This window comes from Corynebacterium sp. MSK032 (genome assembly GCF_030232065.1).
Lineage (GTDB): Bacteria > Actinomycetota > Actinomycetes > Mycobacteriales > Mycobacteriaceae > Corynebacterium > Corynebacterium jeikeium_D.
In genome coordinates, this window is sequence record NZ_JASPJR010000001.1 from 194,159 (window position 1) to 215,256 (window position 21,098).

The 21,098-nt window shown below is 59.4% G+C and carries 16 protein-coding genes; 11 read left to right on the top strand and 5 right to left on the bottom strand.

What is annotated here, in order from left to right:
* Window positions 1-44: 44 nt before the first annotated feature.
* Window positions 45-2,165, top strand: coding sequence for an NAD-dependent DNA ligase LigA (gene ligA, locus QP995_RS00865; protein ID WP_101738712.1), 2,121 nt, complete (start codon window positions 45-47; stop codon window positions 2,163-2,165).
* A 39-nt stretch (window positions 2,166-2,204) separates the two neighbouring features.
* Here the strand turns inward: ligA and QP995_RS00870 are convergent, their stop codons facing one another.
* Both QP995_RS00870 and QP995_RS00875 read right to left on the bottom strand, forming a co-directional pair.
* Entirely contained in the window at window positions 2,205-4,571 is a 2,367-nt protein-coding gene (locus QP995_RS00870) for a glycogen/starch/alpha-glucan phosphorylase (RefSeq protein WP_049172083.1), read from the bottom strand.
* A 144-nt stretch (window positions 4,572-4,715) separates the two neighbouring features.
* Entirely contained in the window at window positions 4,716-5,381 is a 666-nt protein-coding gene (locus tag QP995_RS00875; protein ID WP_048735304.1) for an ACT domain-containing protein, read from the bottom strand.
* A gap of 227 nt (window positions 5,382-5,608) precedes the next feature.
* Here QP995_RS00875 and gatC point away from each other — a divergent pair, with 227 nt between their 5' ends.
* From gatC to QP995_RS00910, 7 genes are all read left to right on the top strand, one after another.
* A complete protein-coding gene (gatC, locus tag QP995_RS00880; RefSeq protein WP_005509328.1) occupies window positions 5,609-5,902 on the top strand; it encodes an Asp-tRNA(Asn)/Glu-tRNA(Gln) amidotransferase subunit GatC in 294 nt (97 codons plus the stop codon).
* Window positions 5,903-5,917: 15 nt separating this feature from the next.
* Entirely contained in the window at window positions 5,918-7,432 is a 1,515-nt protein-coding gene (gene gatA, locus QP995_RS00885) for an Asp-tRNA(Asn)/Glu-tRNA(Gln) amidotransferase subunit GatA (RefSeq protein ID WP_284852817.1), read from the top strand.
* A gap of 115 nt (window positions 7,433-7,547) precedes the next feature.
* On the top strand, window positions 7,548-8,615 hold the full coding sequence (locus tag QP995_RS00890; RefSeq protein WP_080985638.1) for a FecCD family ABC transporter permease: 1,068 nt from the start codon (window positions 7,548-7,550) through the stop codon (window positions 8,613-8,615).
* Window positions 8,616-9,416, top strand: a complete 801-nt coding sequence (locus QP995_RS00895; RefSeq protein WP_284852818.1) for an ABC transporter ATP-binding protein — start codon at window positions 8,616-8,618, stop codon at window positions 9,414-9,416.
* 10 nt (window positions 9,417-9,426) lie between these two features.
* The gene (locus QP995_RS00900; protein WP_284852819.1) at window positions 9,427-10,551 is read left to right on the top strand and encodes an ABC transporter substrate-binding protein; all 1,125 of its coding nucleotides are present in this window, start codon (window positions 9,427-9,429) and stop codon (window positions 10,549-10,551) included.
* Between the two features lie 53 nt (window positions 10,552-10,604).
* Complete coding sequence (locus QP995_RS00905) at window positions 10,605-11,636, top strand: ATP-dependent 6-phosphofructokinase (protein ID WP_038628534.1); 1,032 nt, start codon at window positions 10,605-10,607, stop codon at window positions 11,634-11,636.
* 157 nt (window positions 11,637-11,793) lie between these two features.
* A complete protein-coding gene (locus tag QP995_RS00910; RefSeq protein WP_069358815.1) occupies window positions 11,794-13,257 on the top strand; it encodes a hypothetical protein in 1,464 nt (487 codons plus the stop codon).
* Window positions 13,258-13,283: 26 nt separating this feature from the next.
* Here QP995_RS00910 and QP995_RS00915 read toward each other — a convergent pair whose 3' ends face one another.
* Window positions 13,284-14,117 carry a class I SAM-dependent methyltransferase gene (locus QP995_RS00915; RefSeq protein ID WP_069358814.1) on the bottom strand — a complete coding sequence of 278 codons (834 nt, stop codon included), beginning with the start codon at window positions 14,115-14,117 and terminating at the stop codon, window positions 13,284-13,286.
* 53 nt (window positions 14,118-14,170) lie between these two features.
* Between QP995_RS00915 and gatB the strand changes: the two genes are divergently transcribed.
* A complete protein-coding gene (gene gatB / locus QP995_RS00920) occupies window positions 14,171-15,679 on the top strand; it encodes an Asp-tRNA(Asn)/Glu-tRNA(Gln) amidotransferase subunit GatB (protein ID WP_016422487.1) in 1,509 nt (502 codons plus the stop codon).
* Between the two features lie 12 nt (window positions 15,680-15,691).
* Here gatB and QP995_RS00925 read toward each other — a convergent pair whose 3' ends face one another.
* Window positions 15,692-16,768 carry a glucose dehydrogenase gene (locus QP995_RS00925; protein WP_284852820.1) on the bottom strand — a complete coding sequence of 359 codons (1,077 nt, stop codon included), beginning with the start codon at window positions 16,766-16,768 and terminating at the stop codon, window positions 15,692-15,694.
* A 76-nt stretch (window positions 16,769-16,844) separates the two neighbouring features.
* Between QP995_RS00925 and QP995_RS00930 the strand changes: the two genes are divergently transcribed.
* Both QP995_RS00930 and QP995_RS00935 read left to right on the top strand, forming a co-directional pair.
* Entirely contained in the window at window positions 16,845-18,239 is a 1,395-nt protein-coding gene (locus tag QP995_RS00930; RefSeq protein ID WP_246822357.1) for a DoxX family membrane protein, read from the top strand.
* Window positions 18,240-18,314: 75 nt separating this feature from the next.
* Window positions 18,315-19,199 (top strand): hypothetical protein, encoded by an 885-nt coding sequence (locus QP995_RS00935; protein ID WP_284852821.1) that lies wholly within the window; start codon window positions 18,315-18,317, stop codon window positions 19,197-19,199.
* A 15-nt stretch (window positions 19,200-19,214) separates the two neighbouring features.
* Here the strand turns inward: QP995_RS00935 and ilvD are convergent, their stop codons facing one another.
* Window positions 19,215-21,059 carry a dihydroxy-acid dehydratase gene (ilvD, locus tag QP995_RS00940; protein WP_070546729.1) on the bottom strand — a complete coding sequence of 615 codons (1,845 nt, stop codon included), beginning with the start codon at window positions 21,057-21,059 and terminating at the stop codon, window positions 19,215-19,217.
* Window positions 21,060-21,098: the final 39 nt, after the last annotated feature.

The following is a 21,098-nucleotide window of genomic DNA, read 5'->3' on the forward strand; positions in this document are numbered from 1 at the left end:
AGAGAATTTCCGTGTCCCCCGGCGCATCCGGGCAATGACATAGAATGAGCGACGTGACTTCCTCGACCGATGAGAACTCCGACCTGTCAACCTCCGATTTGTCTTCGTTTTCCAGCGCCCCCGCCTCCGAGCCAGCGCCGGCGGACGTCCGGGAGAAGTGGCAAGATCTAGCAACTCGCATTCGTGAAAACGCTGCGCTGTACTACACCGCGCAGCCGGTTATCTCCGATGCTGAATACGACGAGATGTTCCGTCAACTGCAGCGGTTAGAGGAGCAGTGGCCCGATCTGGTGGTGCCGGACAGCCCCACGCAGCAGGTCGGTGCGCAGGTCGACACGCCTGCCGACGGGGAAGTGTTCGAGCCTGTTGAGCACCTCGAACGCCTTTACAGCTTGGACAATGTTTTCGATGAGCAGGAGTTGCGCGGCTGGCTGGCCCGCACCCCGGCCAGCACGTATCTGACCGAGCTGAAAATCGATGGCCTGTCTATCGATCTGGTCTATGAGAATGGCCGCCTTGTCCGGGCGGCCACCCGCGGAGACGGCCGCGTGGGGGAGAACGTCACCGCCAATGCGCGCACTATCGAAGATATTCCGCATGAAATCAGCGGCGAGAACATCCCCGACGTGCTCGAGGTGCGTGGTGAAGTCTTTATCTCGTTGGAAGAGTTCGAACGCATCAACGCCGATCGCGTCGAAGCGGGTCAGAAGCCGTTTGCCAACCCCCGTAACGCCGCCGCCGGTTCCCTGCGACAGAAGGATGTTGCAGAAGTGGCCAAGCGCCGGTTGTCCATGATTTGCCATGGAATTGGTCATATCGAGGGCTGGCGTCCACAGTCCCAGCACGAGGCATATCGTGCCTTGGACGAGTGGGGTTTCCACGTGTCGCCGTATACAAAGCAGGTTCATTCCGCGGATGACGTCGTTAAGCAGATGCAGTACTGGGGCGAGCACCGCCACGACGCCATCCACGAGATGGACGGGCTTGTGGTCAAGGTTGACTCCCTTTCCGAGCAGCGCGCGTTGGGCGCGACCTCGCGGGCGCCGCGCTGGGCGATTGCCTACAAGTATCCGCCAGAAGAGGTCACCACGGACCTGCTGGACATTCGAGTCTCCATCGGCCGAACTGGTCGTGCGACGCCATATGCCGTGATGAAGCCGGTCTTCGTGGCCGGGTCAACTGTCGAGATGGCGACGCTACACAACCCTTCCGAGGTGCACCGAAAGGGTGTGCTCATCGGGGACCGTGTGACCATCCGCAAGGCCGGTGACGTGATTCCAGAGGTACTCGGCCCCGTAGCCGATCTCCGAGATGGTAGCGAGCGAAAGTACATTTACCCGACTCTCTGCCCCGAGTGCGGTACTCGTTTGGCTCCGGCAAAGGACAGCGATGCCGATTGGCGTTGCCCCAATACCCGCTACTGTCCAGGTCAGCTGCGGCGTCGAATTGAATTCCTCGCCTCCCGCTCCGGGTTCGATATCGAAAACCTGGGGGAGAGGGGCGCTGCCGATTTGATTCATCGCGGCGTGCTTGCCGACGAGTCCCGCCTCTTCGACCTCACCGAGGAAGATTTGCTCGGCACTGAGGTCTACACTACGGCTTCGCGGAAAACCCTGAACGCCAATGGTAAGAAACTGTTGGCCAACATCGAGGCAGCTAAGGATAAAGAGCTGTGGCGCGTATTGGTCAGCCTGTCCATTCGTCATGTGGGTCCAACAGTGGCGCGGACCTTGGCACAGAAGTTCGGCTCGATGGAGGCGCTGCGCGCTGCGAGCCGCGAGGAGATTTCGGCCATCGATGGCATTGGCGAGATCATCGGCGATTCCGTGGCTGACTGGTTCGAGGTGGACTGGCACCGCGAGGTTGTCGAGCGCTGGGAAGCTGCCGGTGTGCGTATGGCCGATGAGGTCGCCGATCGTCCAGATCAGGTGCTAGAGGGATTGACCGTGGTAGTCACCGGCTCTTTGGAGGACTTCACTCGCGACAGCGCGAAGGAAGCCGTTATCTCCCGTGGCGGTAAGGCCGCAGGGTCGGTGTCGAAGAAGACCGACTACGTGGTGGTTGGCGAAAACGCCGGTTCCAAGGCCACAAAGGCCGAGGAGCTGGGCTTGCCCATCCTCGACGAGGATGGGTTCAAGCGATTGCTGGAAACTGGTCAGGCCTAGCTGGGGCTTGGCCCAGCCAGGATTTGACCCAGCCGGGGCCTAAATCTTGGTCTCTTCCAGCTTCCAGACCTCATTGGCGTAATCGCGGATGGTGCGGTCGGAGGAGAAGCGGCCCGAACGGATGATGTTCAGGAAGCACTTCTTGGCCCACGCCAGCTCGTCGCGGTAGTCCTCCGCCATGCGGTCGCGGGTTTCGCGGTAGTCAGCGAAGTCGCCGAGGACGTAGTAAACGTCGGCCGGCTCGTACCCGTTGGACTCCAGCAGCGAGAAGTGTAGGTCGTGGAACATTCCGCTGCCACCGTCAGCAAAAGTGCCGTCGACAAGCGAATCGACAGCGCGCTTGAGCCCCGGCACCGTTTCGTAAGTGCCACGCGGGCTGTAGGTGCGGCGCAGCTCCGGCAGTTCCTCTTCCAGCGCACCGAAGATGTAGGCGTTCTCTTCGCCGGCGGCGTCGACGATTTCGACGTTTGCGCCGTCCATGGTGCCCAGCGTCAGTGCGCCGTTCATCATGAACTTCATGTTCGAGGTACCCGAAGCCTCCTTACCGGCAGTGGAAATCTGCTCGGAGACGTCGGTGGCTGGGATGATGTGCTCTGCCGGGGTGACGTTGTAGTTCTCAACGAAGGCGACCTGCAGGCGACCGTCCATGTCCGGATCGTTGTTGACCTTGTCCGCGATAGCGTTGATGAACTTAATGATGGCCTTCGCGCGAACGTAGCCTGGGGCGGCCTTGGCACCGAAGATGAACACGCGCGGTGGCACGTCCAGCGCTGGGTCTTCCTTGATGCGGTAGTAGAGATCCAGGATGTAGAGCGCGTTGAGAAGCTGGCGCTTGTACTCGTGCAGACGCTTAATCTGGGTATCGAAGATGGCGTCCGGGTTCACCGAAATACCCTGGCGGTGTTCCAGCCAGGTGGCGAAGTCCTTCTTGTTCTCGTGCTTGATGTCGAGAATCTCACGCAACACGGCCTCGTCGTCAGCAAACTTTTCGAGCTCAGCGAGCTTGTCCAGGTCGGTGACCCAGGCGTCCGAACCCGACAGGCGAGTCAGCAGTGCCGACAGGCGCGGGTTGCACTGGTTGAGCCAGCGGCGCGGGGTGACTCCGTTGGTCTTGTTGTTGAAGCGCTCCGGCCAGATATCGTGCCAGTCCTTCAACGTTTCGCGCTTAATGATTTCCGTGTGCAGAGCGGCAACACCGTTGATGGAGTACGCGGCGTAGCAGGCAATCCATGCCATGTGGATACGCCCGTGGGAAATCGGCGCCATGTAGTCAATCTTGCCCTGGTCGAAGCCGCGCTCCGCGAGGTCTTCGCGGAAGCGGCGGTCGATCTCACGGGTGATCTCCAGAACGCGGCCGAAGAGACGGTCAAAAATGGAGTATTCCCAGGTCTCCAACGCTTCTGCCAGAACGGTGTGGTTGGTGTAGGCGAAGGTGTTGGACACGACGTTCCAGGCGTCGTCCCAGCTCATATCGTGCTCATCCAGGAGCAGACGCATCAGCTCTGGGATCGCGAGCACCGGGTGGGTGTCATTGAGCTGAATGGAGTTGTACTTGTGGAAATCGCGCAGGTCCTCGCCGTGATTCTCGATGTAAGAATCAATCATCGTCTGCAGCGAAGCCGAGACGAAGAAGTACTGCTGGCGAACGCGCAGGACCTTGCCGTCATAGGTCGAGTCATTCGGGTAGAGCACGCGGCACAGGTCATGGACGCGCTCCCGTTCGACAATGGCGTCGGTGAAACGCTGTGAGTTGAAGGCGTCATAGTCGAACTCACGCATTGGCTCCGAGTGCCACAGGCGCAGTGTGCCGACGTTATCGGTGCCATAGCCGGTAATTGGCATGTCATATGGAACAGCGCGCACGACCAGGTCATCAAAGGTGACAATCTTGGACAGTTCCTCGCGACGAATAACGAAGGGGTAGCCCTCTTCCATCCACGGATCCGGGTGCTCATCCTGGAAGCCGTTTTCAAAGCTCTGCTTGAACAGACCGTAGCGGTAGAGGATGCCATAACCGGTCACCGGCAGATTCTGCGTGGCACAGGAATCCAGGAAGCAGGCGGCCAGACGCCCCAGGCCACCGTTACCGAGAGCGGCGTCGTGTTCGGCCTCGAGCACGTCTGTCAGATTCTTGCCGTACTTTTCCACCGCAGCGGAGGCCTCATCCACGAGGCCTGCATTGAGCAGGTTGTTCAGCAGGGCGCGACCCATGAGGAACTCGGCGGAGAAGTAGTGCTGCTGGCGGGTAGCAGCGTATGCCTCCGTGGTGCGCTGCCAGTTGTCCGCTAGGTCATCGACAACAACCCGTGACAGACCGGACCAGAATTCCATCTCAGTGGACGACTGGGGGACACGGCCGGATTCGGCACGCACGTGGGATCCGACGAGGTCACTCAAGTTCGACATCAAAGAAGCTCCTTATTGACTGGTATCATTTCCAGACTTTACCGCTAAGCGTGAATCACTGCGCTCCATAGGGGAGGAGCCATAGGGTAAGAGCTTCGAGCAGAAGGGAGCAGCCCACAGAAGGGAGCAGCCCACTAGCCGCTGCTAGTCGATAATCGCACCGACAATCGTGCCAATACGTCCCAAGTGCTCAACCTCACTTGGCAGGAAGTCTGGCCCGCCGGGCCGGCCAATAACGAGAACGAGGCCCTTGCCCATTGGGGTAGCGGCAATGGAGGAGTCCATAACCGTCCAGTCCTCCGGAAGCCACGTTTCTTCGTCCGGATCCAGGTTTCGTGGCGAGTCAATCGGGGCTTCCGGCAGAGTCCGGCCGTTATCCTCTGGAGCAGCGGTAGAGGAAGCGCGACGTACCCACCGGCCATCGCTCTGTTCGCCGAGGACGATAGCCCAGCCGGCAGTCATAGTCTGAGGCAGGCCGTCGACGACATCTCCGAGGGCACGATCCAAATTCTTCGTGTGCTGTGAGAACTTGGCCAGCAGCGCAATCTGTCCGCGGCGGTCGACCGAGCCGGAAAAAGGCCTAATTGAATCGACTTCCACTCCGCTAATGGACTGAGCCGCCGTAATCAGTGTGTCTGGGAGCAGGCCCATGGGCAGGTCAACCACGATGTCGTCGACAACAACGCCATTAGCGCCGTAATCTACGACATCGACACTGCGAATATCACCCTCTACTTCGCCCAGGGCAGCCGCGACGTAGCCAAGTGCGCCTGGTTCGTCGGGAAGCTGGATGCGAAGGAGGTAACTCATGGCTGTGTGTACAACCTTTCGAATAATTGAGAGTGATTCTTGCGGTGTAACTATAGAAGTAGTGATTTAGGCTACAGGGTAAACCTTTGAAATGTAAGACCCTGCGGACAACTACTTGGCGACAACGACTACTGTTGGCAAGTACAGCCCGCTCGCGCGGTTCAAAATCAGTTTCAACTAAACTTCTGTGCACTAGCTTCGTACGAAGAAATGAAAGGGGTACTAGCGTGCCAGCTATCTCACGCGATGAGGTCGCACACCTAGCGCGATTGTCCCGTCTGGCTCTGACTGACGCGGAACTCGACGAGTTCGCCGGTCAGATCGACGGCATTATTAACCACGTCCAGGCCGTTCAAAAGGTGGCTGCGGATGATGTGGAACCGATGAGTCACCCCTCTTCGCTGTCCGGTGTGATGCGCGAGGACGTCGTCAAGCCGACGCTGACTGCGGAGCAGGCGCTGGACCAGGCGCCGTCGCAGGACCGCCAGCGCTTCGAAGTTCCCCAGATTCTCGGCGAGTAGGAGTACGTGGAAGAAATGATTGCAGCTAACCCGAACCTGCATGCCGCTGTTGCTGAGGACCCGATTCTGGGGCTGAGCGCTTTTGAGCTCGCACAGAAGATTCACGCTCGTGAGCTGACCTCGGTAGAGGTCACCCAGGCGTTCCTCGACCGTATCGCGGCAATTGATGAGGACATTCACGCATTCCTGCACGTCGGTGCCGAAGAGGCCCTGGCTGCAGCTCGCAAGGTCGATGAGTCGCTGGATGCTGGCGAGGAGCCAGCCTCCGCGCTGGCCGGTGTTCCGCTGGCACTGAAGGATGTCTTCACTACCACCGATGCGCCGACCACCTGCGCTTCCAAGATGCTCGAGGGCTACATGAGCCCTTACGACGCAACGGTTACTGCCAAGTTGCGTGCAGCTGGCATCCCAATCCTGGGTAAGACCAACATGGATGAGTTCGCGATGGGCTCGTCGACTGAGAACTCCGCTTACGGTCCGACTCACAACCCGTGGGATGTCGAGCGCACCGCAGGCGGTTCCGGTGGTGGCTCTTCCGCGGCGCTGGCCTCCGGTATGGCTCCGCTGGCTATTGGTACTGACACCGGTGGCTCGATTCGTCAGCCAGCAGCTCTGACCGCAACGGTCGGTGTGAAGCCGACCTACGGCACGGTATCCCGCTACGGCCTGGTCGCTTGTGCCTCCTCACTGGACCAGGGTGGCCCGACCGCGCGTACCGTTCTGGACACCGCGCTGCTGCACGAAATCATTGCTGGCCACGACGAGAACGACTCGACCTCCACGGAGCAGCCAATTGCCGATGTGGTTGCTGCTGCCAAGGAAGGTGCTACCGGTGACCTCACGGGGGTAAAGGTCGGCATCGTCAAGCAGTTTGACCGCACCGAGGGGTACCAGGCCGGCGTACTGGATAGCTTCCACGAGGCCGTCGACAAGCTTAAGGAAGCTGGCGCTGAGGTCGTCGAGGTCGATTGCCCGAACTTTGACCACGCTCTGAGCGCGTACTACCTGATTCTGCCGTGTGAGGTCAGCTCCAACCTGGCTCGTTTCGACGGCATGCGTTACGGCCAGCGTGTTGGTGATGACGGTACGCACTCCGCCGATGAGGTCATGGCTATGACCCGTGCCGCTGGTTTCGGCGATGAGGTTAAGCGACGCATCATCATTGGTACCTACGCGCTATCGGTCGGTTACTACGACGCCTACTACATCCAGGCACAGCGCGTCCGTACCCTGATTCAGCAGGACTTCGAGCGGGCCTTCGAACAGGTAGATGTCCTGATCTCGCCGACCACTCCGACCACTGCGTTTAAGTTGGGCGAGAAGGTTGACGACCCGCTGAGCATGTACATGTTCGACCTGTGTACTCTGCCGCTCAACCTGGCCGGCATGTGTGGCATGTCCGTGCCGTCGGGCCTGGCTGAAGACACGGGCCTGCCGGTAGGCCTGCAGATTATGGCTCCGCGCCACGGTGACGATCGTCTGTACAAGGTCGGCGCTGCCTACGAAAAGGTTCGCGGCTCGATTGCATAAAAGCGCTCAATAAGCGTTAGTCGGTTTTCTGCAACCGTCGTTTTCTCACTGAAGTGGGAGAGCGGCGGTTGTTGTCGCGTCACGGGAAGTTTCATGCATGCGCAGGAACGCAAACATGGAGAGAGTCAGAATTAAAAACCCACCACGATTTATGCCTTGGATCTATGGGCTGGTCATTGTCATAGCCATTGCCGTCAGTCTGGTCGCTGCGGTGGTCTTCGGCTCGGCGGATATCACCTGGTCCACCACGACACAGGTCATTTCGCATCACATCTTCGGTACTGAGCTCGATGAATCTGTGCCCGCCAGTTCGGACACCATCGTCTGGAATCTCCGCGCTCCCCGGGGTATTCTCGCAGCGATTGTAGGGGCGGGGCTAGCTGTCTCCGGTGTGGCTATGCAGACATTGGTCCGTAACCCGTTGGCAGACCCATATCTGCTAGGTATTTCCGCCGGCGCCGGTGCCGGTGCGACCGCGGTGATTATCTTTGGTGCTTTCTCCGGTAGCCCCATCGCGCCGCTGACATTCGGCGCACTCCTCGGTGCAGTCATGGCCACCCTCGCAGTCGGTGCTTTCGCCACTGCAGGCGGTGGGCTGACTCCGCTGCGCTTGGTGCTCTCTGGCGTTGTGCTCTCCGCTGCGTTTTCCGCGCTGAGTAGCTTCATGGTCTTCGCTGGGCCAGACCCGAGGGCCGCGCAGTCCGTGATGTTTTGGATGCTGGGCTCTGTTGCCGGTGCGACATGGCTGAAGACGCTGTTCCCGCTCATTGTCCTCATCGCAGTACTGTTGTTTTTCCTGGTCAAAGCCCGTCATCTGGACGCGCTGGCAACTGGTGAGAGCACCGCCGCGGCCGTAGGTATTGATGTTTCTCGGCTACGCACACAGGTATTTGTGCTCCAGGCTGTCCTCGTTGGCACGCTCGTTGCGGTCTCTGGCGGCATCGGGTTTGTCGGCCTGGTGATTCCACACTTGACCCGCATCTTGGTAGGGGCCACGCACCGCGTTGTCCTACCGGTTGCTGCACTCATGGGTGGACTGTTTCTCATCTGGGTGGACATCATCGCGCGCGTAGTGGGTGGAAGCCAGGAAATGCCGCTGGGAGTAGTCACGGGATTGGTTGGCGCACCACTTTTCCTCTACCTCATGAGCCGCTCGCACTACAGCTACGGAGGTGCCGAGTAAATGAGCGCTCTACAAAAATCTGTACTCGCCGCTAAAGATGTGCGCTGTGATATCGCTGGGCGCACGATTGTCAGCGGAGTCAACCTCAACTTCGGTGCAGAACCCATGACCGCCATCATTGGTGTTAACGGCGCGGGTAAATCCACGTTGCTGCGTGCGCTCGGTGGAATCACGAAACCGGCCACGGGCGAGGTCGAGATTAACGGCAAATCGATGAGCTCAATCAGCTCGAAGCACCGCGCCCGCGATTTGGCTTTCGTCGCGCAAAACGAGGTTCCACCCGCCGAAATGCGCGTGCGCGACTTTGTCTCCCTGGGGCGCTTGCCCTACCAGCGCCTTTTTGGTGGCAACACCGCCGAGGACAATTCCCACGTCGACCGTGCGCTGGAGCTCGTGGGGTTGGAAGCGGTTGCGCAACGCCTGTGTGGGCAACTCTCGGGTGGGCAACGTCGTCGCGTGTGTCTGGCGCGTGCCATCGCCCAGGACTCGCCAATCATGCTTCTCGACGAGCCCACTAACCACCTCGACGTGCGCCATCAACAATCCGTCCTCCGCCTGGCCCGCTCCAGCGGAGCGTGTGTCATTGCCGCGATCCACGACTTGGATCTGGTGATGAACCACTTCGACCGCGTCATCGTGGTCGCGGACGGCGGTATCGCGGCCGACGGCATTCCCGCAGAAGTGCTTACCCGCGACTTTGTCGCCCAAATCTTTCAGGTTGAATCCTGTCAGCTCAATTCCCCCGCTGGCCGCCGCCACCTCGCAATCGATAGCGAGCTGGATGCTGCCACCATCAACTAGGAGTACTCCCTTGAATAACGCACATGCTTTCCGACGTCCGCTTCGTGCCTCAGCAGCTGGTATCGCTGTGGCTGCTCTGGCATTCGGAGCCGCCGCCTGTGGCTCTGATGAGGGAACGCAGGCCTCGTCGTCAGGCCTTACCCTCACCAACTGCGGTGAAGAAGTCAGCTACCCGGGTGTAGCTAAAAAGCTGCTGATTAATGACGGCAATATTGCTTCGCTGGCGCTGGCTGTCGGTGCTGCGGATGAGATCACAGCGGTGAGCTCTATGGCCTCGCATCTGCCGGTGTTGACCGCAGCTTATGGCGATGCAATTGCGCAGAAGCCAGAAGTTGCGAAGGAATACCCGAATCTGGAGCAGGTCATTGCGGCCGAACCGGATGTGATGCTGACGGGCTGGGGCTATGGCTTTAGTGAAGACAAGGGCATTACCCCGGAATCGCTTTCCGAGCACGGTATCGGTGCCTACACCCTGACGGAATCTTGCCGTACTGGTGACGCAGCCTCGGCGGGCAAGGAAGGCAGTGGCGACCCGGGGCATACTCGTGGTCTGGTGGATCCGTGGGAAGCTGTCAAAATTGATTTGAAGAATATCGCTACCTTGACCGGACACGACGGTGAGGGCGACAAGGTTATTGCAGATATTGATAACCGACTGCAGGCCCTGGATGCCGCGCCAAAGGGAGATAAGAAGCCAGTGGGCTTCCTCTTTGATTCTGTCGGTGAAGCACCATTTACCTCGGGTTCCTTTGGCGCACCGCAGGGCATCCTGGAAAAGGCCGGTGCAATCAATGCGACCGAGTCGATTAAGGACACTTGGACTACGACCTCCTGGGAGCATGTCGCGGAGATGAATCCTGACTTCATCGCGCTTGTGGACTACCCAGGTCAGACCTTCGAAGAGAAAATCAAGGTTTTGCGCACGAATCCGGCAACGAAGGATCTCGAGGCGGTCAAGGAGAACCGCTTTATTAACCTGCCGATTGCATTGTGGACGGAGTCTCCGCTGAACGTCGATGCCGCAGAGTACGTGCGCAAGGCGCTCGAGGAATATGGTCTTGTGCCGGCGTCGGAGGTGACGACGAAGATGGAGCTACCGTCTGAGCTACCAGGGCAGGAGTACCTGCAGAAGTAGTTTCGACCAAGGCCGTCAAGCACGAACTGACTAACGCGACTAAGGTGGGCATCATGCGAATTGCGACCCTTACCTCCGGTGGAGATTGTCCCGGTCTGAATGCCGTTATCCGTGCAATTGTCCGTACCAGCTCGAGCGAGTACGGCTCAACCGTCGTCGGTTTTGAGGACGGTTGGATTGGTCTTATGGAAGACCGTAGGGTCCAGCTTTACGACGATGAGCGGATTGACCGTATGCTGCTGCGTGGCGGCACGATGCTGGGCACCGGCCGCGTGCATCCGGACATTCTCATGTCTAACCTCGACCGCATCAAGGAAAATCTCTCTGATGCGGGTATCGATGCCCTGATCCCAATCGGTGGCGAAGGTACGCTGAAGGCCGGCAAGTGGCTTTCGGACAATGGGGTGCCGGTCGTCGGTGTTCCGAAGACTATTGATAATGACGTCAACGGTACGGACTACACCTTCGGTTTCGACACGGCTGTGGCTGTTGCCACCGACGCGGTTGACCGTCTGCACACCACTGCGGAATCCCACCAGCGCGTCATGATTGTTGAGGTCATGGGTCGACACGTGGGCTGGATCGCTTTGCATGCGGGTATGGCCGGCGGTGCTCACCACATTGTCATTCCGGAAAAGCCATTCGACATCAACGAGATTGTGAAGTCGATGGAGCGCCGTTTCCAGATGGGTGAGAAGTACGGCATTATCGTCGTCGCTGAGGGCGCCACCCCGAAGCCGGGCACCATGGAGTACGAAGAGGGCGGTGTCGACCAGTTCGGCCACCAAACCTTCAACGGCATTGGTCAGGTTATTGGTGCGGAGATTAAGAAGCGCACCGGGTACGACGTTCGCACCACGGTGCTGGGTCACATTCAGCGTGGCGGTACGCCGACTGCGTACGACCGCGTGCTTGCTACCCGCTACGGTGTCCACGCCACCCGAGCAGTACACGAGGGGGACTTCGGCAAGATCGTCGCTCTGCACGGTGAGAACATCGAGCGTATCGACATCGACGATGCGGTTGCTGAGTTGAAGGTTGTGCCGGATGGCCGTTACCGCGCAGCTGCTGCGCTGTTTGGTTAAACGCGTCGGTTAAGCACGCGTTGCTAAACATTTAGGCACATCTTCGTAACAAAATAGGCTTACTGCCCGAGCTGGTGTATCAATCACCAGCTCGGGCAGTATGCTTTGTAAGGTTCCGGTTTTTGAAAAATAGACTTATATTTAGGATTTTCTCGTTATGTGGAAAAGAGCCACAACAATCGCGATGGCCTTTGTCGGCCTAACTGTCGGTGCCGGATTCGCATCCGGCCAGGAAATGATGCAGTACTTCGTGGCATTTGGCACTAACGGCTTGTGGGGCGTGGTACTTGCCTCCGTCGTGATGATTGCCAGTGGCCTGGCAGTGCTGTCAATTGCCAGCTACTTGCAGGCTGATGAGCACTCCGAGGTCTTCGACGTAATCACCCGCAGTTGGGTTTCGAAGATTTTGGATATCGCCGTGATGATCACGCTGTTCTGTACCGGCTTCGTCATGTTCGCCGGTGCCGGTGCGAACTTGAACCAGCAGTTCGGACTTGAGGTGTGGATCGGCGCCGTCATCATGGTTGCCCTGACTTTGGGTGTAGGCATGCTGGATGCCGACAAGGTCAGCCGCGTGATTGGCATGATCACTCCATTCATTATCGTGTTCCTGCTTGGAGCCGGTATCTACACTTTGTTCACCACCGACACGTCGATGTCGGAGGCCGCGCAGTACACCAATGAACTGTCGACATCGCTGCCACACTGGTCTATTTCTGCCCTGAACTATGTCGGTTTCTGTGTGATGGTGGCCGTATCGATGTCGATTGTCATCGGCGGTAGCTACCTGAATCCGCGTGAAGCTGGCATCGGTGGTCTCATGGGCGGGAGCATCTATGCAGGTCTGCTGACGCTGGTGACCTTTGCCCTCTTCTTCAAGGTCAAGGATGTTGGCCACGAAGATATGCCGACCCTGGCAATCGTCAATGACATCCACCCGGTCCTGGGTACCGTGATGGCAATCATCATCTACGCCATGATTTTTAACACGGCCATTGGCATGTTCTACGCGCTGGGCCGCCGCCTAACACGCAATACCCCGCACCGTTTCCGCCTGGTATTCATCGTGACCGTGCTGATTGGCTTTGGCCTAAGTTTCTTTGGGTTCAAGGCTCTGGTTGGCTCCATTTACCCGGCACTAGGCTATGTCGGTATCGCCCTAATCGTGATTCTGTGCGGTGCGTACCTGGCAGGACGCAACAAGCTGATGGAGGAGTCGAAGCGCCGCGGTCGTATCCGGAAGCTCGCACGCCGGAAGATGCATCCGAACAAGAAGTTCACCACCGCCGATCAGAAGAAGCTCGACCGCGCTTTGGCCAACTCCAACATTTCCAACGTCGATCTTCAGGAGAGCGTCCGCGACGACATCGTCGAGGAACTGGTCAGCGACGATAATGTTGAATTCACCGAGGATGACGCCGAGCGCATCGTAGAAAAGGATAATGAGCGCCTGGAGAAACTTTCCGAAATCGAGGAAGCCTCCGATGATGACAATCCTCGCGAGACCGCGAGGGACTCCTTCCCAGGCGAGGCCACAGCCACTGCGCCGAAGAAGCTTGCCGGACAGACTAAGAATGCATTCAAGCGCGTGGCTCACCCTAAGCCGAAGAAAGAAAAGTAACTAGCGCGACTAGGCAGCTCGAATATTTAGGCAGCTTGAAAATAGAAGGCATCGCACCGGTAGGGAAGGGCGATGCCTTCTTCGTATGTGTGCCCCAAGTGTTCGTGGAGATACCAATGCAAGTTCGCCTCCACCTTGGCGCGAGTGGCGGGCTTGGAACGAAGCCAATAGGAACGGGTTCGTGCCAGCAGCACGATGTCCTCGATGGTCAGTGTCTGCTCCCAGGCCAGACGCACCTCATCGACTAGCTCCAGCTCCGGGTCAACCTCGGGGTAGAAGCCGGGACGCAACACGTCGCCGGCGTGCATTATGCGGCTGAGCCGATGCACCCACGGTACGGAAACATCCAAGGTGTTCCACACCAACATAGCCACGCCATCCGCGCGTAGCACCCGAGTGAGTTCTTTACCTGCAGCTGTCGGGTCCACCCAGTGCCATGTCTGCGCACATGTTGCTACATCGACGCTGTTGGGCTCCAGTCCCGTGCGCTCCGCAGTGCCTTCCAGGCATTCCGCCGCTGGCACATTGTGCATCAGTGCTTGCCGCATCGCGGTGGAGGGATCGAGTGCCAGCAGGGTGGCATCGCGGTAGACGTCGGCAAGCGAGGCGGTGAGCTTCCCAGTGCCGGCGCCGATATCGGCGACTACCTGTGGGTGCGGTGCGAGACGGGTAAGCGCTTCGATGACGGTTGGAGGATATCCGGGGCGCACGCGGTGGTAGCCCGTGGCTCCGTCGGCGCTTTCCTGCAGGTCGTTGTCGAAAGTAGCGCCTGCGCGGTGGCGGTCAGCGGCGTCGCGAAACGTTGGCGTATCGCGTGCTGACGTCGGTGGAATCGGTGGGTGTTCGTTAACTCCGGGCACGACTTATACCCTAGGGCACGCGTGCGGGGCCATCGCTAGTAGACTCTACAAACATGACCGCTGCATACGCTGATGACTTGATGGACTTTGATGAGGTCCTCGAACGTTTTGACCCGGTAATGGGCATGGAGGTTCACGTCGAGCTCTCGACGAATACCAAGATGTTCTCCTCCTCCTCGGCGCACTTTGGTGCCGAGCCGAATAGCAACGTCGATCCCTGCAGCCTCGGCCTACCTGGCGCGCTGCCTGTGGTTAACCGTCAGGGCGTTGAGTGGGCCATCAAGATTGGCCTGGCGCTGAACTGCGAGATTGCTGAGTCCTCCCGCTTCGCGCGCAAGAACTACTTCTACCCGGACCAGCCGAAGAACTACCAGATTTCGCAGTACGACGAACCAATCGCCTACGACGGATATCTTGACGTTCAGCTTGACGACGGCACGGAGTTCCGTGTCGAAATCGAGCGCGCTCACATGGAAGAAGACACCGGCAAGCTGACGCACTTGGGCGGTGCCGATGGTCGTATTCACGGCGCCACGCGTTCGCTGGTGGACTGCAACCGCGCAGGTATTCCGCTGATTGAGATCGTTACTAAGCCAATTCTCGGTGCAGGGGAGCGTGCCCCAGAGGTTGCTCGTGCGTACGTTTCTGCGCTGCGTGACCTGGTGAAGTCCCTCGGTGTCTCCGATGCCCGCATGGACCAGGGCTCGATGCGTGTGGACTCCAACGTTTCCCTGCGCCCAATCGGCCAGGAGGAGTTCGGCACTCGTACTGAGACTAAGAACATCAACTCCCTGAAGTCGGTTGAACAGGCTGTTCGCTACGAGATGCAGCGCCAGGCTGCTGCGATTACTAATGGCGAGGAGATCGTTCAGGAAACCCGCCACTACCAGGAGACCGACGGCACGACCTCCAAGGGCCGCCCGAAGGAATCGCAGTCGGATTACCGCTACTTCAACGACCCGGATCTGCCACCTGTGATTGCGCCGCGTGAGTGGGTGGAGGAAATCCGCGCAACTCTGCCGGAGCTGCCGTGGGTGCGTCGTGCCCGTATTCAGGAAGAGTGGGGTCTGAAGGACGAGGAAATGCGCGACTTGGTTAACGCCGGCGCTCTCGACCTGATTGTCGACACCGTTGAGGCTGGTGCCGGCCCGGCTGAGGCTCGTTCCTGGTGGGTCGCTTACCTGGCACAGAAGGCCAACGAGGCAGGCGTGGAGCTGGCTGAGCTCGCGATTACCCCGGCACAGGTTGCACGTGTGATTGCACTGATTGAAGAGGGCAAGCTGACCAACAAGCTGGCCCGTAAGGCCGTCGACGGCGTGCTCGCAGGCGAGGGCGATGTTGATGAGGTCGTTGCTGCCCGTGGCCTGGAGGTCGTTCGCGACGACGGTGCTATTGAGAAGGCCGTCGACGATGCACTGGCTGCTAACCCGGACATCGTCGAGAAGTACCGAGCTGGCAACAAGAAGGTCGTCGGTGCCATCGTGGGGCAGGTCATGAAGGCCACCCGTGGCAAGGCAGACCCGGCTCAGGTCAACCAGCTGATTGCGAAGAAGCTGAGCTAGCCTCCCTGAAAGCTAATCCGGGGAACCGCCGGCGGCACCATCGCTCGGCAGTCTGACGACGCGTTCGTCGGACTCCGACGGTTGTGCCCCGGCGGTTTTGTTGGTCGTGGCACCCCAAACTTCAATACCCTGATTCGCTGCGACAGCCGCTACATACGAGATGTGGCCGAAGTCGCCGTCGACAAGCACTTCAGGGGAACCCTTGACCTCCCACGCCGCGTCGGGCCCACTTGACTTCGGACCCACCGGCATGGAGATGACCTTCTGCGCGTCTGGGATGGCAATGACCACGCGGTCACCCATCACTGCGCATCCACCGATGGAATCGTTCAGGTCCACACCGCCGAGGGGGTTAATCACAGGGCCGGTGAGCTGAACCAGCTGTGGGGTGCCGTCGAGAATGGCGGTTGCCAACGGCGGCATTCCGTCCGGACCATGGCAGAACTGCTGAAACTCAATGCCTGGATCTCCCACGAGCAATTTGCGCGGGGACAGGGTGTCCGAAGTTCGGTCAAAATAGATTCCGAGAATGCCAGGCTCGCTGAGGTCCGGAAGTTCGCGCACATCGGCGGTGCCGCCCTCTACGAGGGTGACGCGCGCAATGGTGTCGTCGTTACGCAAAACAAAGACCTGACGGTCCTCTTCAACCGAGGGACTGGGCAGCAGTTGTTTTGCAGGGGCGCCGAGCCGTGCGACCTCACGCGGTCTCTTACCCGGTGCGACAACGGTGAGCGCACCGTCGTCGGTGGCGACGAGAGCCTCCCCAGGGCCGGTTGAGGCTAGCGCGGTGGTAAGCGGTAGGCAGGCCGCGAGAGTGACATCGTCGAGGTCGCAGGGACCTTTGTCTTTGGCTTTGCTTTCCGTGGTCGGGACCGGGGTAGAGGGCAAATCAGGGGAGGAAAACTTCGGCATGGCAATGCCTGTCGGTTCTGACTTGTCTTCAGTAAACGGCAACTCAAGCGCGCTCGAGGCACTCATGCAGCCGGAAAGAGAGACCATCCCGACAACACCAGCAGCGAGTGCAGCACGACGATGCCGCCCGCGAGCGCGAGCCTGTGCACTGCTGGTGTGGACGAGGTGGAATCCCATAGGCATACACAATACAGTCTCGTTTCACGGCCACGCCTGCGACCAAAAGTGAGGCAGTAGTTTTAATGTGGACGATGTGAGCGACTCAGAGAAGTACCCGAACGACCGCGCCCTCGAGAATGTGGAGGACGGATTCGATGACGATCTCGACGTCCCGACCTACCGCAAGCTCGCTGAGCCAATGAACGAAGAAACAAACCGTGACGACAGCGACAACACCGCAACGCAGATTTTTCCGGGTGTGCCGGAAAAGCGCGTAGAGGAGGAGTCGGAGGCGGAGGTAGACCAAGAAAACCTGCCGCCGGAAGCCGAGACCGATAGCGGTGCTGAAGCCGAGGCGGAAACCGAGTCTGAAACAGAAACAGTGACCGAGCCGAGCCCCGAGCCGGAGCCTGAAGTTCAGGAAGCCCCGAAGAAGCGCTACGACGCCTACGCCGCTGCAGGCCGCACGGCACCTCAGGTGATTAGCCCTGCCGGTAAGCCTTCGCCACAGGATGAACAGGTCGAAACTGAATTGGCACCCGAGGCCGATAAAGAGTCGGAGGTAGCCCCGGAGTCGGAGGCGACCGAAATCTTTGAGCAGCCGGCCCGTAGCGAGCGCGTCGATTCAGATGAGGATTTCAGTCAGCCGACGCAAGCCTTCTCGGCTTCTGAAGCGGCAGCCGCGTCCGCAGCGGGAACTGCCGCAAATAAGTCGGAAGCACAGTCAGCATTCGACGATGAGGCGGAGTCAACCTATGGCTCTGCACGCAATTCCGCAGCTGAGACTCAGTATTTCGATGAATCGGATTTCGCTGAACCGGCTGCCTCTCGCGATACCGCTGGTGCCGCTGGTGTTGCAGGAGCAGGCGTAGGGGCCGCCGGGGCAACTGCTGCTACGACTACCGCCGCTGCTGACGACGATGAAGACACGGACTTTTACGACGACAACGAACCGGAGCACCGTCGCGGCACCACCGATTTCGGCCTTCTGCTGCTGCGTCTTGGATTGGGTGCGCTGTTGTTGGTCCATGGCCTGACAACGCTGCTCGGCTGGGGTAACTCCGGTGGCACCACTGCGCTGGAGACACAGTTTAGCCAGAACAACTTCGCCCTCGGCCCTGTGATGGCCACTGCCATCCCAACGGTTCAGCTCATCGCGGGTGCCCTGCTCATCTTAGGGCTTGCGACACCGCTGGCCGCAGCATTGGCGCTGGCATTGTCCGCCTACCTCAGCATGTTTGATGTGGCTACCTCTGCCAATGGCGTGAATATCGTCGGCCAAGATTCCAGCAACCTTCAGCTACAACTGTTGATGACCGCCATGGCACTTGGCTTGCAGTTCACCGGTCCGGGCCGCATTGGTATCGACTTCGGACGCGGCTGGGCTCGTCGCCCACTGGCATCGTCTTGGATCTTCGGAATTCTGTCCATCGCTGCAGCAATTGGCCTGTGGTGGCTGACGACCAGCACGCTGCCGTTTGTTGGCTAAGGCAGCTCGCAGCTACACAAACAGTCGAGCGGCCTAAACTAGGTTCTCGGTTAGGGGCGGGGTACAATGCCCCCTATGCCAAAGTCGAGACACGCACTAAAGACCACCCTCGCGGTGGTCTTTTTCATGTCTTCGATAGGCGCGACAACGTCGATCCACTCACCGTCGGCAGCTGCTGCCGACGAGCACAGTGAGGTTGCAGTCTCCGTCTCGTCGGCAAGCGTCTGGCCGACACATCAGGTGAGTCTGCCACGCATGGACCTCAACGCCGAAGGGTTGATTGAGACTGACCCACGCACGCAAATGGCGGTGAGCTACGAGCCGGTGGGCGTGGGGTACAGCAGCCAGGCATCGCAACGCCCGCTGCCGGCGCTATCCCTGATTAAGTTGTATATCGGTCAGTATGTGCTCGAACACGGCACTGCCGACGATGCCGAGCGCGTCGAAAAGATGATTTCGCGTTCCGACGACGATTTGGCAGCCGACTTCTACCGGAAGTACCCGGAATCAGTCGATTCCGTTGCGACCGAGTACGGCCTGTTCAACACCTCCGGCGGAGAAAAGTGGGGAGTATCGAGGACCACCGCGGACGATGTGGTGTCTTTTATTTCCCAGCTTCGTCTGAAGCATCCTAATTCTGAGGTGCTTGAGGCGATGCGACACTGGTCGCCGATTGCTGCCGATGGCTATCGACAGAATTTTGGTCTTGCCGGCCTGCCCGGTTCTGAAGGCGCGAAGATGGGCTGGTCCAACCGGCGTTCGTGGCACTCTTCCGTTGTTTTTGGCCCCGGATATGTAATGGCGGCCATTACCGAGGGCGGCAAATATGCACATACCGAGGACGTCGCTGAGGGGATTGCTGACGTCGAGTACCGGGATTTGGTGAAGCCCACGCGGAAGACTGGGCGCAAAGCTACCCTAGAAACGCCAAAGGCCCGTGCGGTAAGCACAGGCCTTTAAGCGGATTTGATCTAGCTAGTCGACAATGCGGACCGCGCCCTTATCCGCACTGGACGCCATCTTGGCGTATGCGCGTAGCGCCTTGGACACCTTGCGCGGACGCGGCTTGTGCGGAGTAAACGGCTTGTCGCGCTTGAGCTCCTCATCGCGGCGAGCGGCCAGCTCCTCGTCGGACACCTGAATCTCGAGGCGTCGTTCAGCGACATCGATGTACACCGGGTCGCCGTTGCGGACGAGACCGATTGCACCGCCGGCAGCGGCCTCCGGGGAAACGTGGCCGATAGACAGTCCGGAGGAACCGCCGGAGAAGCGACCATCGGTGACCAGTGCACAGACCTTACCCAGGCCAGCGCCCTTGATGAATGCGGTCGGGTGCAGCATCTCCTGCATGCCCGGGCCACCGGAAGGACCCTCGTAGATGACAAAGAGAACTTCGCCCGGCTGCAAGGTGCGGTTCAAGATGACCGAGACAGCCTCTTCCTGGCTCTCTACGACACGAGCGGTGCCTTCGAAGTGGAACTGATCCTCGCCGATACCCGCGGTCTTCAGGACAGCACCGTCTTCGGCGATGTTGCCGCGCAGGACACACAGACCGCCTTCCTTCGTGTAGGCGTGGTCGAAGTCGCGAATGCAACCATTTACGGAGTCCGTATCTAGGCTCTCCCAGCGGTTGGACGTGGAGAACGGCTCGGTGGTGCGGACACCGCCAGGGGCTGCGTGGAACAGCTCAATCGCCTCGTCAGTGGCCTTGCCGCCGCGGATATCCCAGTTGTCCAGGTGTTCCTCCAGAGATGGGGAGTGAACGGAGCGGACATTCATTTGCAGCAGGCCCGCGCGGCGCAGTTCGCCGAGGATGGCTGGAATACCGCCGGCGCGGTGGACGTCCTCCATGTAGTAGTCCGAGTTCGGTGCCACCTTGGACAGACAAGGCACGCGGCGGGAAATGGCGTCGATGTCAGAGAGATTGAAGTCGATCTCGCCCTCCTGTGCGGCAGCGAGAATGTGCAGCACGGTGTTGGTGGAACCGCCCATGGCAACGTCGAGCGTCATTGCGTTGACAAAGGCATCGCGGTTGGCGATGTTGCGCGGCAGCACGGACTCGTCACCATCGTGGTAGTAGCTCTTCGCCAAGTCCACAATCAGTTCACCGGCGCGGGTGAACAAATCGCGACGGGCCTGCTGAGTCGCCAAGGTAGAACCGTTGCCCGGCAGGGACAGGCCGAGGGCCTCGGTCAGGCAGTTCATCGAGTTTGCGGTGAACATACCCGAGCACGATCCGCAGGTCGGGCACGCCGAGCGCTCGATGTCGAGCAGATTCTTGTCATCGACCTTGTCGTTCGCGGATGCAGAAATAGCCGAGATGAGGTCAGAGCCGGGCTTGACGACGCCATCGATAACAACCGAAGATCCCGATTCCATCGGCCCGCCGGAAACGAAGACCACCGGGATATTCAGACGCAGAGCCGCATTGAGCATGCCCGGCGTGATCTTGTCACAGTTGGAAATACAGACCAATGCGTCAGCGGTGTGAGCGTTGACCATGTACTCCACAGAGTCAGCAATAATCTCACGGGACGGCAGCGAGTAGAGCATGCCGTCGTGCCCCATCGCAATTCCGTCATCGACAGCAATGGTGTTGAACTCACGGGGGACACCGCCTGCTGCGGTCACAGCTTCTGCGACGATGTCGCCAACGTCCTTCAGGTGCACGTGCCCCGGAACGAACTGAGTGTAAGAGTTTGCAATTGCGATAATCGGCTTGCCGAAGTCGCTATCGGTCATGCCAGTTGCGCGCCATAGGGAACGCGCACCTGCAGCATTACGGCCGGCAGTGGTGACTTTAGAGCGAAGGGGAATCATGGGGGCTGCCCTTCCTAGATAGGGTGCAAGGTAATTAAT